The organism is Maribacter stanieri, assembly GCF_900112245.1.
GTDB lineage: Bacteria > Bacteroidota > Bacteroidia > Flavobacteriales > Flavobacteriaceae > Maribacter > Maribacter stanieri.
Window position 1 is genome coordinate 80,415 of record NZ_FOYX01000003.1, and the last position, 15,446, is coordinate 95,860.

The 15,446-nt window shown below is 35.7% G+C and carries 12 protein-coding genes; 2 read left to right on the forward strand and 10 right to left on the reverse strand.

All coding sequences use genetic code 11. From position 1 onward, the window contains the following. Positions 1-36: 36 nt before the first annotated feature. The 9 genes from acs to nagB all read right to left on the reverse strand — a co-directional run bounded on the left by acs (position 37) and on the right by nagB (position 12,387). Entirely contained in the window at positions 37-1,944 is a 1,908-nt protein-coding gene (acs, locus tag BM296_RS14320) for an acetate--CoA ligase (RefSeq protein WP_091903947.1), read from the reverse strand. A gap of 71 nt (positions 1,945-2,015) precedes the next feature. Next, positions 2,016-3,710, reverse strand: a complete 1,695-nt coding sequence (locus tag BM296_RS14325; protein WP_027066444.1) for a sodium:solute symporter family protein — start codon at positions 3,708-3,710, stop codon at positions 2,016-2,018. Between the two features lie 33 nt (positions 3,711-3,743). Further along, the gene (locus tag BM296_RS14330) at positions 3,744-4,004 is read right to left on the reverse strand and encodes a DUF4212 domain-containing protein (RefSeq protein ID WP_027066445.1); all 261 of its coding nucleotides are present in this window, start codon (positions 4,002-4,004) and stop codon (positions 3,744-3,746) included. Between the two features lie 133 nt (positions 4,005-4,137). After that, positions 4,138-5,214 carry an anhydro-N-acetylmuramic acid kinase gene (locus tag BM296_RS14335; RefSeq protein WP_091903949.1) on the reverse strand — a complete coding sequence of 359 codons (1,077 nt, stop codon included), beginning with the start codon at positions 5,212-5,214 and terminating at the stop codon, positions 4,138-4,140. Further along, complete coding sequence (locus tag BM296_RS14340; protein WP_091903951.1) at positions 5,201-6,055, reverse strand: CPBP family intramembrane glutamic endopeptidase; 855 nt, start codon at positions 6,053-6,055, stop codon at positions 5,201-5,203. The genes BM296_RS14335 and BM296_RS14340 overlap by 14 nt, the downstream gene beginning before the upstream one ends. Beyond that, positions 6,052-7,617: a glycoside hydrolase family 3 protein gene (locus tag BM296_RS14345; protein WP_091903953.1), complete on the reverse strand. Its 1,566-nt coding sequence runs from the start codon at positions 7,615-7,617 to the stop codon at positions 6,052-6,054. Before BM296_RS14345 ends, BM296_RS14340 begins: the two co-directional genes overlap by 4 nt. After that, complete coding sequence (locus tag BM296_RS14350; protein ID WP_091903954.1) at positions 7,610-8,884, reverse strand: MFS transporter; 1,275 nt, start codon at positions 8,882-8,884, stop codon at positions 7,610-7,612. The genes BM296_RS14345 and BM296_RS14350 overlap by 8 nt, the downstream gene beginning before the upstream one ends. Position 8,885: 1 nt before the next feature. Further along, the gene (locus tag BM296_RS14355) at positions 8,886-10,400 is read right to left on the reverse strand and encodes a glycoside hydrolase family 10-like protein (RefSeq protein WP_091903956.1); all 1,515 of its coding nucleotides are present in this window, start codon (positions 10,398-10,400) and stop codon (positions 8,886-8,888) included. A 58-nt stretch (positions 10,401-10,458) separates the two neighbouring features. Further along, complete coding sequence (gene nagB / locus BM296_RS14360; RefSeq protein WP_027066451.1) at positions 10,459-12,387, reverse strand: glucosamine-6-phosphate deaminase; 1,929 nt, start codon at positions 12,385-12,387, stop codon at positions 10,459-10,461. Positions 12,388-12,591: 204 nt separating this feature from the next. Between nagB and BM296_RS14365 the strand changes: the two genes are divergently transcribed. Both BM296_RS14365 and murQ read left to right on the forward strand, forming a co-directional pair. Further along, positions 12,592-13,341 carry a DeoR/GlpR family DNA-binding transcription regulator gene (locus BM296_RS14365; RefSeq protein WP_091903958.1) on the forward strand — a complete coding sequence of 250 codons (750 nt, stop codon included), beginning with the start codon at positions 12,592-12,594 and terminating at the stop codon, positions 13,339-13,341. 6 nt (positions 13,342-13,347) lie between these two features. After that, the gene (murQ, locus tag BM296_RS14370) at positions 13,348-14,160 is read left to right on the forward strand and encodes an N-acetylmuramic acid 6-phosphate etherase (RefSeq protein WP_027066453.1); all 813 of its coding nucleotides are present in this window, start codon (positions 13,348-13,350) and stop codon (positions 14,158-14,160) included. Between the two features lie 80 nt (positions 14,161-14,240). On the opposite strand, the gene BM296_RS14375 is transcribed toward murQ, so the two are convergent. Continuing rightward, the gene (locus tag BM296_RS14375; RefSeq protein ID WP_091903960.1) at positions 14,241-15,362 is read right to left on the reverse strand and encodes a PQQ-dependent sugar dehydrogenase; all 1,122 of its coding nucleotides are present in this window, start codon (positions 15,360-15,362) and stop codon (positions 14,241-14,243) included. Between the last annotated feature and the right edge of the window lie 84 nt (positions 15,363-15,446).

Sequence of the window (15,446 nt, forward strand, 5' to 3'; positions counted from 1 at the left end):
TTATTAATTACAGATATTATTTTATCGAAGGATAAATTATAGTGCGTTATCTATAATTTCTTGAACAATCTCCGGATTCAATAATGTGCTTGTATCACCTAAATTACTAGTGTCGTTACTGGCAATTTTACGTAGAATTCTACGCATAATTTTACCACTACGTGTTTTTGGTAACCCGGTTACAAACTGAATTTTATCTAGCTTGGCAATAGGGCCAACATGTTCGGTTATCTGTTGGTTGATTTCTTTTCTTAGATTTTCTCTATCTCTGCTTTCTCCTACTTCTTTTAAAATAACATATCCGTAAAGGGCATTTCCTTTAACGTCATGTGGAAAACCAACAATGGCAGATTCTGCTACTGCTGGGTGTTCATTTATAGAGTCCTCAATTGGAGCAGTTCCTAAGTTGTGGCCGGATACAATAATGACATCATCAACACGACCGGTAATTCTGTAATAACCCACTGCGTCTCTTAGGGCACCATCACCCGTAAAATACATATTCTCATATGCGGTAAAATACGTGTCTCTATAGCGGTCATGATTGCCCCAAATAGTTCTTGCGATAGATGGCCATGGAAATTTAATACATAAGCGACCATCTACTTGATTCCCTTTTATTTCTTTTGCATTTTCATTCATTAGAACAGGTTGTATTCCTATAAAAGGTAATGTAGCGTATGTTGGGGTAGTTGGAGTAACGTAAGGAATTGGTGTAATCATAATTCCACCAGTTTCTGTTTGCCACCATGTATCAACAATTGGGCTGTTCTTTTTACCTACATTGTTATTGTACCAATGCCAAGCTTCTTCATTAATAGGTTCACCTACAGAACCCAAAACTTTTAGGCTAGAAAGGTCATGTTTTTCAAGGTATTCTAACTTTTCCTTTGCTAATGCTCTAATAGCGGTTGGTGCAGTGTAAAACTGATTTACTTTATGTTTTTCAATGACATCCCAAAAGCGACCAAAATCTGGATAAGAAGGCACGCCTTCAAACATCAATGTAGTTGCTCCATTAGCTAACGGTCCGTAAACAATATAAGAATGACCGGTTATCCACCCAATATCTGCTGTACACCAATAAACATCATGTTCTCTATATTGAAATACGTTTTTGAAGGTATAGGCGGTATATACCATATAACCTGCCGTAGTATGTACCATTCCTTTAGGTGTGCCTGTAGAACCTGAAGTATATAGAATAAATAAAGGATCTTCAGCATCCATAATTTCGGCAACACAATCTGCATAGGCTTCATCTAACAATGGTTGTAGCCATTTATCTCTAGCTGGCTCCATATTAATTTTGGTTCCCGTACGTTTTACCACTAAAACATTTGCAACTCCTGGGCATCCTTCCAAAGCTTTGTCTACAATTACTTTAAGGTCAATTGATTTGCTACCACGAAACGAACCATCTGATGTAATTACAAGTTTACAATCAGAATCATTGATACGTGTTGCTAAGGCGTGTGAAGAAAACCCTGCAAATACTACGGAATGAATAGCGCCAATACGGGCACATGCCAATAGGGCTACAGAAAGTTCAGGAATCATTGGAAGGTAAATGCAAACACGGTCACCTTTCTTTACGCCATGATCCAATAGCACATTTGCCATACGACAAACTCGCTCGTGCAACTGCCTATACGTTATATGAAGTGCTTCTTCTTTTGGATTGTTCGGTTCAAATATAATTGCTGTTTTGTCTCCCCTTGTTGGTAAATGGCGATCTAAACAATTTTCAGTAATATTTAGTTTAGCACCTTCAAACCATTTTATTTCAGGTTTCTTAAAATCCCAACTTAGAACATTGTCCCACCGCTTACGCCAAACGAAATGTTCTTCGGCAATTTCTTCCCAAAACGCTTCAGGATTACGAACCGATTTTCGGTAGACTTGATAATACTCCTCCAAATGTTTAATGTGGTAATTACTCATGGTATGCGTTAATTTAATATGCAAAAGGTGTTGCTGCCTTTTGGTTGTTGTTAAATGTTGATTTGTTTGTGTTAATGTCCTGTGGCTTCACCGGCACCACTAGGTATTCTTATATTTTCTACAATTTCTTGAACATCTTCTGGTGGCTCTGGGGTAAATTGCAATACAATAATTGCTACTATAAAGTTAGCGATCATGGCGATACTACCAAACCCTTCCGGAGAAATACCAAACCACCAATCTGTAGCGGTACCGCCACCAAACCAACCAAATTTAAATTTGGTCATGTAGAATAGCATAAGTATAATACCTACTACCATTCCACTTATGGCTCCTTCCTTATTCATTTTCTTATAAAATATACCTAGAACTATGGCAGGGAAAAATGATGCTGCTGCTAAGCCAAATGCTAATGCCACAACCGCTGCTACAAAGCCTGGCGGATTAATACCAAAATAGCCTGCAATAACTACGGCAACTGTTGCAGCACCTCTAGCGACCCACAGTTCTGCTTTATCTGAAATATTAGGTTTAAAAACTTTCTTTACCAAATCATGAGAAACTGATGCGGAAATAACCAATAGAAGTCCGGCTGCGGTAGAAAGCGCTGCCGCAAGTCCGCCTGCTGCTACTAGTGCAATTACCCAAGCAGGTAAATCAGCAATTTCTGGATTGGCCAATACCATTATGTCATTATCAATGGTAAGTTCATTTTTGTTTTTATCAGCTACATATTGAATTTTACCATCCTCATTTTTGTCATCAAAAGATAATAATCCTGTTTCTTCCCAATTTTTAAACCAAACGGGCATGTTTGAGTATTCTTCGTTACTAACGGTATTAATTAAATTGGTTTTTGCAAATACAGAAACAGCTGGCGCGGTGGTATATAAAATAGCGATTAACAGTAACGCTAGCCCGGCAGATTTACGAGCATCCTTAACTTTTTTAACGGTAAAGAATCTAACGATAACATGTGGTAAACCCGCTGTGCCAACCATTAAAGCGAGTGTAATGGCGAAAACATCGGTAATAGATTTTGATCCATCGGTATACTCATTGAATCCTAGTTCTGTAGATAGTCCGTCTAATTTATCTAATAGAAAAGTGCCAGAACCATCATTAAGGGTTGAGCCCATGCCTAACTGTGGAATAGGATTTCCGGTCATTTGTATAGAAATAAATATGGCCGGTACCATAAAAGCAAAAATCAATACGCAATATTGAGCAACTTGTGTATAGGTGATACCTTTCATTCCCCCTAAAACAGCATAGAATAATACAATAATCATCCCTATAATTACTCCTGTATTAATGTCTACTTGAAGGAATCTGGAGAAGACCACACCTACGCCACGCATTTGTCCTGCAACGTATGTGAAAGATACAATCAGGGCGCAAATAACAGCAACTATACGTGCTGTCTTAGAATAGTAACGATCACCAATAAAATCAGGTACGGTGAACTTGCCAAATTTACGTAAGTATGGGGCAAGCAAAAGTGCCAATAGCACATAACCTCCTGTCCAGCCCATAAGGTATACAGAGCCGTCATAGCCAGCAAAAGAAATTATACCTGCCATTGAAATGAAAGATGCTGCTGACATCCAATCGGCAGCTGTAGCCATGCCATTTGCTAGTGGTGACACACCGCCGCCGGCAACATAAAAATCTTTTGTTGATCCGGCCCTAGACCAAATCGCAATTCCGATATATAAGGCAAAAGTTACCCCTACTAAAATATAAGTCCAAGTTTGAACACTCATGTTTTGGTTTTTTGGTTGTTGGTATATTTGGTGTTATTCGTTGTAGTTATATTTCTTATCAAGTTTGTTCATGAGCCTTACATAAACGAAAATTAAAATAACAAAAACATAAATAGACCCTTGTTGTGCAAACCAGAAGCCTAGTTTAAAACCTCCAATTCTAATAGAGTCTAAAGCATCTTTAAAAAGAATGCCTGCACCAAACGATACTACGAACCAAATCGTTAATAGTATAAAAAGATACCTTACATTTTCTTTCCAGTAAGCCGTTGCTTTCTTTTGTTTTTCTGACATTTTTAATGCTATTTTAATTAAGAGAATATTCTTAGTACGAACTAAGGATAATTTCAAGTAAATATTAATTTAAAAAAGAGGAAAACCTCTGGATGCTTAAATTTCGATTATCAAGTAAATTAGGTAAAAAAGTTCAATTGGGTATGAACAATACTCCACTAGAAGAATCTTTCTTTGCTCCCGTAACAGATGAAAGTACATTTGTTAATTGCTCCGATCTTAAAACGCCCATTAATGCGAATACCAAGGCTTCTTTAAATTCTATGATGATTTTTTCTGGTATTACTATTTTAGTGGTGTCACCCAATTTTTGCTGTAATGTTTCTATCAAGAAAGAGTTTAGTGCACCGCCGCCGGTTACTAGTAGTTGTTGTTTGTTATGTTTAAAATTTAGTTGAATTTGTTGTGCTATTTTATCACATATATGGTGAATGCTAGTATGAAGTAAATTTTCAATAGAATCATCAGTATTCTCAACAATAGGAACAACCTCAGCTAAAAACCATTCGTAACCAATAGATTTTGGATGTGGTAATAAATAATATTGAAGACCATTTAATTCTTTAAGCATTTCAGCATTTACCTGGCCACTTCGGGCAAGATTACCGTCTTCATCATACTCTAAATCTACTTTTCTGGTGATGTAGTTTAATATCATATTAGCTAAACCAATATCATAGGCTATTCTTTTGTCTTTTACGTCAAAAGATATATTGCTAATACCACCAAGATTTAAACAGTAATCATACTCATTAAAAAATATGCGGTCACCTATAGGAACTAAGGGTGCACCTTGCCCACCAAGAGCAATATCATTTGTTCTGAAATCAGCAATTACTCTTATGCCACTTACATTTGCTAAATGTTGTCCTGATCCTACTTGAAAAGTAAGTCCCATTTCTGGACGGTGGTGCGTAGTGTGGCCATGACTAGCAATAAAGTCTACTTCTAATTTATTATCGATTATAAAGTTCAGAGCTTGTTCTCCAAGCCATGTGCCATAGGTATTGTGAAGTTCAATTAGTTTTTCAGCAGATAGGTCAATAGCATTTTTCAAAGTATTCATCATTTCTGAAGAATAGCCTACGCTTTTGGTTTCTTTGATTTCAAATTCCCATATGCCTTTCTTTTCCCAAATGTGACAGTAGGCCAGGTCTAGACCATCTAAAGATGTGCCGGACATTAAACCAATAATTTTATATATTTTCATTTGTGATAGGTTGTTTTTTCTTTTGTACCTGATAATAATACATGACTAAAAACACTAATGACATTTCTGTAACTAGTGAAAAAATTGATCCTTCAAAGCCAAATTCACCCCCGTTAATTTTATTGGTTACTGGTATTGTAAATTCAATAATGGAGTAAATATCTTGACCACTTACGTTAAACCCGAATAATGATTGAAATAGGTTCCAGCTGAAATGAAATGCAATAGGGTACCATAAATTCTTGGTGTAAATGTAAGAAGCGCCCAATGCCATGCCCGCCAAAAACAGACCTAGTAAACTGAACCAGCTAATGTTTGGGTTGGCTCCATGCATTAGAGCAAATAGGGCGGCAGATATTGTTAATGCTAAATACTTATTGAAGGATAGCATCAAATTTTTTAAAATATAGCCTCTAAATAATACTTCTTCTAAAACAGCTACAAGTACAAAAAGCAAGGTGGTATAAAATAATTCAGAAAAATTAAAATTCAGTTTATCAAAAACAATTTCATTTGATAACGATAGTCCTAAATATGCTAAAAACATTATTGTTAAGCCAAGGATGGTGCCAATTACAATATCCTTTCCTTTATTCTTTATTTGTAAGCCTACTTCTATGAAAGGTTCTTTGTCAACAAATTTCATGAATAGCCATATTAGCAACAGGGTTCCCAAAAAGGAAAAAGTTATAATGATTAAATGCTGAGTGGTAGATTCTTGAAATTCCGGATTACTAAAGGGTACCTCGGCAATTACTGCTCCAGCAAATTGAAACAACCCTACTAAAATAAAATAGGGAAATATAATAGCAATTACTCTCAACCAGCCCGAATGATTCATATACCGTTCTCAAGTTTAAATGGTAATTCTCCTTTTGCTTCGAAGTTTCCTAAAAAATGCTCAGTTGCCACATCTTGAAATTCTTTGAAATTCTGATAAACAATTACAGTAGCGGTTGTTTTATCTGTATTGAAATATTTTAATGCATACGGGTTACCAAAGTGATAGAATACGACATTTTTAGAAGTTATAAGCTCATTAATAAAGTCTATTTCTTCTTGAAGAAAGCCAAATTTATTAGTTGGTTTTATTTGAGGAGGAGTTAAAAGTAGCAATATTTCAGTCTCACCTTTAACTTCATTTCTCATTTCAAAAATGTTAACTAAAATTTCTTGGTTGGTTTGATCGGTTCCAAAACGCTTTATTGTTAAGGTGCAGAAATTAGTAGCTTTGAATTTTGAAATATCGGCCGCAGTGCCATGATGTAAAGTAAGTGTACGATCCGCAATTTTTCTGTTCAGAGCACTTGGGTCTGTCAATTCTTGAATTGTACTTTCTTCATTAAAGGCTTTTTCTTTTAACTTCCAGATGCGCTCGAGACTTTTATTAATTTGGGTTTCTGAGGCATTTTTTAAAATCATCTGAATACCTTCTTCAATATGCTCTGCAAAGCATAAAACATCGTTTCCTGCATTAAATGCCAGCCATTCTAATTCTCCTTTAATAGGGTAATTTTTAGAAACGGCATGCATATTTAAAGCATCGGAAATAACTACTCCGTCAAAGCCCATTTCATTTCGTAAAACTCCGGTAATAATATCTTTATTGATACTTGATGGCAATTTGGAGTCAGTTGTTAATGAGGGTACAGAAAGGTGTCCTGCCATAACAGAATCAACACCTTCTTCAACTAATTTTTGAAAAGGATATAATTCATTTTCTAAAAGTTCTGCTTTGCTTTTTTCTATAACCGGTAGCCCTAAATGAGAATCTGTAGCCGTATCTCCATGACCGGGAAAATGTTTTATGCTTGTAAGTACACCTTCGCTTTGTGTACCTTTTACAAATGCAGTTGCCATTGCGACCACATTGTGCTTGTCATCACCAAAAGAGCGATAGCCAATTACAGGATTATTCGGATTTATATTGATGTCGACAACAGGAGCGAGATTCCAGTGTATACCTGCTGCCTTACAATCTTTGGCTATTTGTTTCCCAACTTCATATACTAAATCAATATTCTTAGTATTTGCTCCTAAAGTAATAGCATAAGGATATTGTGGTGTGTTTTCTATGCGCATGGCTAATCCCCATTCAGCATCAATGGAAATAAGTAGGGGGTAGGTAGCCGCTTTTTGATATCTCTTGATAAGATTTTTTAATGTATCAAAACTGTTTTCGTTGACAACGATTTTTTTCTTGCCTTCAAAATTGGTTGCCGCACTTGCTCTGGAATGAAAAAAACAGAGTCCGACAACATGTTGTTCTGAAATCAGTTTTTCAAGTTGTTGTATTTCTTCTTCCGTATCATTGATAAAGGCTGCTGGCATAAAAAGTTGTCCAACCTTTTCGGATAGGGAAAGTGTTTCTATAGCTTCTTTAGTAGATATACTATTACTCATTAGGTACTGTTGTTTTTTTACCGAAATCTGCCGGATAAGAAATGAATTTTAATAATAATAAAGCAGGTAAGGCAGCAATAACTACCCAAACAAAAAAGCCATCATAGCCTAGCCATTGTTGTATGTAACCACTGATCATGCCTGGTAGCATCATACCTAATGCCATAAAACCAGTTGCAATGGCATAATGTGATGTTTTAGATTTACCATCTGCTATGTAAATGAGGTACATTAAAAAAGCTGCAAAGCCAAATCCATATCCAAATTTCTCAAATATGACGGTTGCTGTAACCGCATAAATATTGGTGGTATCTGTGGCTGCTAACACTGCGTATAGAATATTGGGTAAATTCAGCGAAAGAACCATGGGTAGCATCCATTTTTTTAGTCCGTCCCGTGAAATTAAAATACCTCCTAAAATACCTCCAATTGAAAGGAAAATTACTCCCGCTGTACCAAATATAGTTCCTAATTGTTCTGTTGAATACCCTAATCCTCCTTTATCGGGTGTATCCAAAAGAAATGGTGATGCCATCTTTACTAATTGTGATTCCCCTAATCGGTAGGTTAAAATAAAGGCTAGGGCAATACCAATACCTGGTTTCTTGAAAAATGAAGAAAACACTTCAAGAAATCCAGCTGGTTTTTCCTTATCCTCAATATTTTCAGATTCGTATTTTGGAGTAACAAAAAAGTTGGCTACAGTCATTATCAACATTAGAAAAGCTGCTGCTGACATGGTTATGCTCCAAGCCTTGGTATTGTCTCCGTATTTATTTTCTAAGAAACCGGCCAATACAACAATTAATCCTTCGCCTGTAACCATTGCCAGCCTGTAGAAAGTACTTCGCATACCAACGAAGAAAGATTGCTTCTTTTCTGTAAGACCTAACATGTAATATCCGTCTGATGCTATATCATTGGTTGCAGAGGCGAAAGCAGCCATCCAAAAACAGGCTAATGATGATATAAAAAACATATTGGTTGGCAGTGTTAAGCCAACGCCTAATAGTGAAATAGCGATTAACAATTGCATTGCTAAAAACCATTTCCGTTTGGTGCTTTTTAAATCTACGAACGGACTCCATAAAGGTTTTAAAACCCAAGGTAAATACAAAAGACTGGTATAAAGACCAATATCTTCGTTGCTGACGCCTAGTTTCTTGTACATAATTACAGATACCGTGACAACCAGTACATAAGGTAAGCCTTGTGTAAAGTATAGAACAGGCACCCAAGCCCAAGCTCCTTTATCTTTTTGAACCATTTTAAGGAATATTCTTTAAGTTAATTACAGTTGGTATTGTTTCCACAGCATACAAATCAATAAAGCTAATACTGTAATATGTCTTTTTGAAATCTGATTTAGGTATGCGAATTGAATTTGAGTTGGAGTTTATTAAAACTTTAGTCACTAGTTTTTTAATGGGATATTCTTCCTTCACCTTTCTGCCAGATGAATAGATGAGCATGTAACGCATACTTTTCAAATCATCGAACTCAAATATTACTTCATCGCCTTCTTTAGTCGTATTTATAAGTTGAGGTTTAATAATACTATGATTTTTAGCTAAAGATGATATAGGGTTCAGCGCAGGTAGTTTGTAATATTTCTTGTTTATATATTCTACAACGTCATCTTTTTCGGTCATTAAAGATTTTGCACTGAACATAATGTTACCTTGAATCTGTGGTGTTTCTCGAGCAAGTTCTAACTGCATTGGTAACTCTTTACTGTCATTCCAAGCTTCGTCACTGTTATTTCTAATTTTGTAAGGACCATTGCCAACATAGAGGTTGGTGTCAAAATTGTTTTTTGACCACCAGTCTACAATTTTTCTATGTGAAGCAACCGGTAAATCCATACTCCAATAGACCTGTGGAGCCAAGTAATCTATCCAACCTTTTTCCATCCATAACAATGGGTCTGCGTATAAATCTTCATAGGTGGTTTGTCCTGCTTTAGTATCTGAACCTTTTGGGTCTGTTGAATTATTTTTCCAAACTCCGAACGGACTAATACCAAACTGTACCCATGGTTTGATAGCTTTAATAGTTTCATGAGATTGTTTTACCAATGAATCAATATTGCTTCGTCGCCAATCATCAATACTTTGATTGTTTTGAGCATAAGTTTCAAATGCTAATGAATCATTGAAAATGGCATCTTTTATTTTGTACGGATAGAAGTAATCATCAAAATGTATTGCATCTACATCGTAGTTGGATACTAATTCAGTTATAATGTTCGAAAAATGTTTTTGCACCTGGGGTAACCCTGGGTTGTAATAATTCTTTTTGCCATAATGTACTATCCATTCTGGATGTGTGCAATAATCATGGGTTTCTGCCAGCACCTCAAAATTCTCATCAAAAGTAGCCCGGTAAGGATTCAACCATGCGTGAAACTCCATGCCTCTTTGGTGAGCTTCAGATATCATCCATTCTAGAACATCTGTATTCCATTTTGGAGGAGTACCTTCTTCTCCGGTTAAAAATCTGGACCATGGTGCATACTCAGAATCATAAAAAGCATCACCGGCAGCACGAACTTGTACAATTACTGCGTTGTAATTTTCCTTTTCATAAAAATCTAGAATTTTAAGATAATCTGCTTTTTGTTTTTCAGAAGTGTCATTACCGTTTTTAGGCCAATCTATATTGACCACGGTAGCAATCCATACACCTCTAAATTCTCTTTTAGGATGTTTTTCGTAAGATTTGAAAATTCCGCAAGAATTAAAAAGTAGTATTAGAGCTAGAAGGGCGAGTTGTTTTGTCATAAATAGTAAAAAGGCCTATTTTATTATTAAAAATAGGCCTTTTAATTCAATTTTGTTGTTAGTTAAATTTATGTCTTACAAAGGCCTCGATTGCAGCATATGAGGATAAGCCCATAGCTTTATATTTATTGGCAGTATCGCGATTTCTTTCTTCTGCTCGCATCCAAAATTCTCTAGAATCGTCTCCTTGAAACATTACACCATCTTTTTGAGATTGGTGACAGAAAATAGCATACCGTTTTTTCAGAACTTGCCCTGGACTCATCGGTACGGCCATTTCAATTTCATTGATATCCCACTCGTGCCATGCACCTCTATACAACCATAACCAGCAATCTTTCATGAAATCTTCTAATTTTATCTTATCACATGCAGCGAAAATAGCATCTAAACACACTTTGTGCGTACCGTGTGGATCTGCCAAATCTCCTGCTGCATAAATTTGATGGGGTTTAATCTCCTTGATGATGTCTATTACAATTGCTATATCCTCATCAGATAAATTCTTTTTCTTGATAGTACCAGTTTCGTAGAAAGGCAAGTCTAAGAAATGTACATTTTCATCTTGTAGCCCCATATATCTTGTAGCTGCATATGACTCTCCACGTCTAATTTTCCCTTTTAAATTTCTAACTTCTGGTGAATCTATTCGGGTTTCGTTTTTATCAGAAATTGATTCAATGATGTTTTTAGCCGCATCGGATGGATTTATCTGCATCGCTATTTCCGCATATTTTCTAGCGTCTGTATCAGAAACCGCAATATTTCCAGAAGTCTGGTAAACGATATGTACATCATGACCTTGTTCAACTAACCTGTCAAAAGTACCGCCCATAGATATTACATCATCATCTGGGTGAGGACTAAATATGATTACACGTTTTTTGGCAGGTTTGGCTCTTTCCGGTCTATGCGTATCATCGGCATTTGGCTTACCACCTGGCCATCCGGTAATGGTATGTTGCAGTTTATTGAACATTTTTATGTTCAAATCATAAGCGTCTTCCGTTGCCAGAAGATCTGCCATTCCATTGTCATTATAATCCTTATCGGTTAAGCTTAAAATGGTTTTACCAGTATTTTCACAAAGCCAAACTATGGCTTTTGATCTTAATTCTTCGGTCCATTTGCATGCATCAACTAACCACGGAGTTTTGTTTCTTGTTAATTCGCTTCCTGCACCTGTGTCCAATACAAAAGTACAGTTGTCATGTTCCTGTAAATAAGTTGCAGGTACATGTGAAGAAATTTCACCTTCAATTGTTTTCTTTATAATGTCCGCTTTATTTTGACCCCAGCCTAATAAAACAATACGCTTAGCTTTTCTTACTGTAGAAATACCCATAGTAATCGCTTTTCTAGGTACATTATCGATTCCTAAAAATGACGGAGCGGCATCTACACGAGTAATATGATCTAACGTAATTACTCTTGTTCCTGAATTAAAGTGTGAACCTGGTTCATTGAAACCTACGTGACCTGTTCTACCAATTCCTAATAATTGAAAATCTAGTCCGCCGTGTTCTTTAATTTTTCGTTCATAACTTAAACAATAGGCCGTAGTTTTGTCAATACTTACGGTACCGTCTGGTATATGTATATTTTTTTCAGGAATATCTACATGATTAAAAAGATGCTCATGCATGAAGTAGAAATAACTTTGAATGTTATTTGGCTCCATTGGCAAATACTCATCTAAATTAAAGGTAATTACATTTTTAAAGCTCAGACCTTCTTCTTTGTGCATGCGTACCAATTCTTCATAGACTCTAATTGGTGAAGATCCAGTAGCTAAACCTAAGACACAATTTCTTTTTTGACCTTGTCTCTTTTTAATTAAGGCAGCTATTTCATGAGCAACTTGAATGGAAGCTTCATTGGAATCTTGAAAAATTACATTGTGAATTTTTTCGAATCTTGTTTCTTCAAACTGACCAATGGGTTTGTGGGTGATGTCGATTTTGGAGTCTTTTACGGCATTTTTCATAAGTCTATGATGAAATTTTTAGGTTTTTAATTCATGCAAATATATGCGTTATTTTAAATATTTGCTGTTTTTTGCAAGAAATAATGCTGTATTGTGCTGTTAATTAATCTTTAATTTATGTTTACATTACATTAACGTCATAAAACGGCATGTGATAAAATTCGCTATCTTTGTGTTATTCACAAGTATAAAAGTTGCTTTTAAATGTTAAAGGAAGAACGTCAACAGACGATATTAAACGAAGTTGATTTGCATAATAGAATTCTTATTACTGATATTGCGGAAGCTTTAGATGTATCTATTGACACTATTAGGAGAGATGTAAAGGAGTTAGATGCAGAGAATAAGCTTCGTAAAGTTCATGGTGGTGCTATTTCAATGGGGTACATGACCAATAGTGCCAGAAATACCAATATATATAAGTTAGAAGATAAAGCCGCAATTGCACTTAAGGCGGTAAGTATGTTGAGAGATGGTGCCGTTATTTTTCTTGATGGTGGTACAACATGTATGGAACTTGCCAGGATTATACCAGAAAATTTAAACCTTACGTGTTTTACTATTAGTTTACCTGTGGCAATGGAACTTTCTCATAAAGCCAATATCAATGTTATTTCTATTGGAGGGCAAATTTCAAAAGAGGCTCAAATTTCTATTGGTGCAAATGCCATTCACCATATATCTGAAATACGTTTCGACTATAGTTTTATTGGTACTGGTTATGTTGATGCTACTTTTGGCTTAACGGAGTTTGATTGGGATATTGTTCAAATAAAAAAAGCGGTAATAAAAGCTTCAAAAAAAACCGTGCTTTTGTCTATTTCTGAAAAGCTCAATTCTCAACATCGATACAAAACATGTGATATAAATTCTATTAATACAATGATTACCGAATTAAACCCCGATGATGAATTACTGAAAGCTTTTAAAAATCTAGATATTAAAATTATATAGTGAAAAATGGATTATAAGAAAATTACAGAAACTCCGTCTAATCATGACAATTTAGAGTTGATGGATACCCAAACCATTCTGCAAAAAATGAATGAGGAGGATAAAAAAGTAGCTGATGCAGTAGAAAAAACTATTCCGCAGGTGACTAAACTTGTTGATGGATTGGCAGAGCGATTTAATAAAGGAGGAAGATTGTTTTATATCGGCGCAGGTACAAGTGGTCGATTGGGTATACTAGATGCCTCAGAAATTCCGCCAACCTTTGGTATGCCTCATGAACGTGTAATTGGTTTAATTGCAGGTGGTGATACCGCTATTAGAAAGGCAGTTGAAAATGCTGAAGATGCCACAGCACAAGCTTGGGTTGATTTGAAAGCTCATGATATAAATGATAACGATGTTGTTGTGGGTATTGCGGCATCGGGTAGTACACCATATGTTATTGGTGGTTTAGAAGATGCCAAGAAAGCGGGTATTTTAACTGCTGCAATAACAAATAACCCTGGCGCGCCTATTGCCAGAATTGCTGATATTCCTATAGAAATTAATGTAGGACCAGAATTTCTTACCGGCAGTACTAGAATGAAAAGTGGTACGTCGCAAAAATTGGTGCTAAATATGATTTCTACTGCTTTAATGATTAAGATTGGCAGAGTGAAAGGAAATAAGATGGTTAACATGCAATTAAGCAATGATAAGTTGGTAGATAGAGGTACTCGCTATATTATGGAAGGTTTGAATATAGATTATACCGAAGCTGAAAAGTTGTTGAAAAAACACGGATCTGTAAAATTAGCAATAGATGCCGGTAAGGCATAAGTTGAGGTTTTTGATAATAAATTTTGAATAAAAAACGCCTGAAATTCCAGTAGTTATGGGAACAGGCGTTTTTTTAAAGTTTACATTTTAGGAATTAATTTATAAATTCCTTTTCCTTCAACGGCTACGTAAATAATACCATCTGGACCTTCCTTTACGGCACGTACTCTTCCTAAACCATCCATTAATTTTTCGCGAGCTATAACTTTGTTGTCATCTAATACTAATCTTTCTAAATATTGAAAAGCCAATGAGCCTACCAATAGGCTTCCTTTCCAATTTTTATAATTGTTCCCAGTAACATATGTCATTCCGCTTGGAGCTATAGAGGGTACCCAAAAATGAATTGGCTGTTCCATCCCTTTCATTTCTGTTTTATCGGTGATAGGTGTGCCTCCATAATTAATTCCATATGTAACTAATGGCCATCCATAATTGCCTCCTTTTTTTATAATATTAATTTCATCACCTCCACGTGGTCCGTGTTCATTATCCCAGATTTCTCCAGTTAGGGGGTGTTTAATTAGTCCTTGAGGGTTTCGGTGTCCATAGCTGTAAATAGCAGTCTTGGCACCGTTTACATCTACAAACGGATTGTCTTTTGGAATGCGACCATCATCGTGTAAACGATATATTTTACCGCCGTCTCTTTTTAAGTCTTGCGGGTTAATATCCCTGTCTCCACGTTCACCGATGGAGAAATAAAGATAACCGTCATTATCAAAGACAATTCTTGATCCAAAATGTTGTCCTTTAGTCGTATTTGGTACTGCTTTGTACAATAACTCTTTTTCGATTAAAGCATTATTTTTCAATTTTGCTCTCATTATTGCGGTATGTCCTCCTTTTTCATTTCCTTCAGTTGATGCATAGGAAAGGTAAATAAATCCGTTTTCCTGATAATTAGGGTGAATTTCAATATCTAATAATCCGCCTTGACCTCGATTATATACTTCTGGAACATTGCTGATAATCGTCTTTTTTCCATTTCTAAAATGAATCAATTTCCCTTCTTTTTCAGTTATTAAAATACTTTTATCTGGAAGGAAGGTAAACCCCCATGGTATCTGTAGCTCATCGACGAACAGCTCAGTAGAAAAAACAGGCTCTTTTGGTGTAATTACTTTGTTTTCAGGATTTTGTGCGCAAGAATAATTTAGCGATACAACGAATAAAAGTGCTATGGTAATACTATTTTTCATATACAGGCGTTAGAAATATGTTAGAGAACACATGATTATTTAAAAGATAAAATATAAGTATAAAAATTACACCAAAGAACTTTA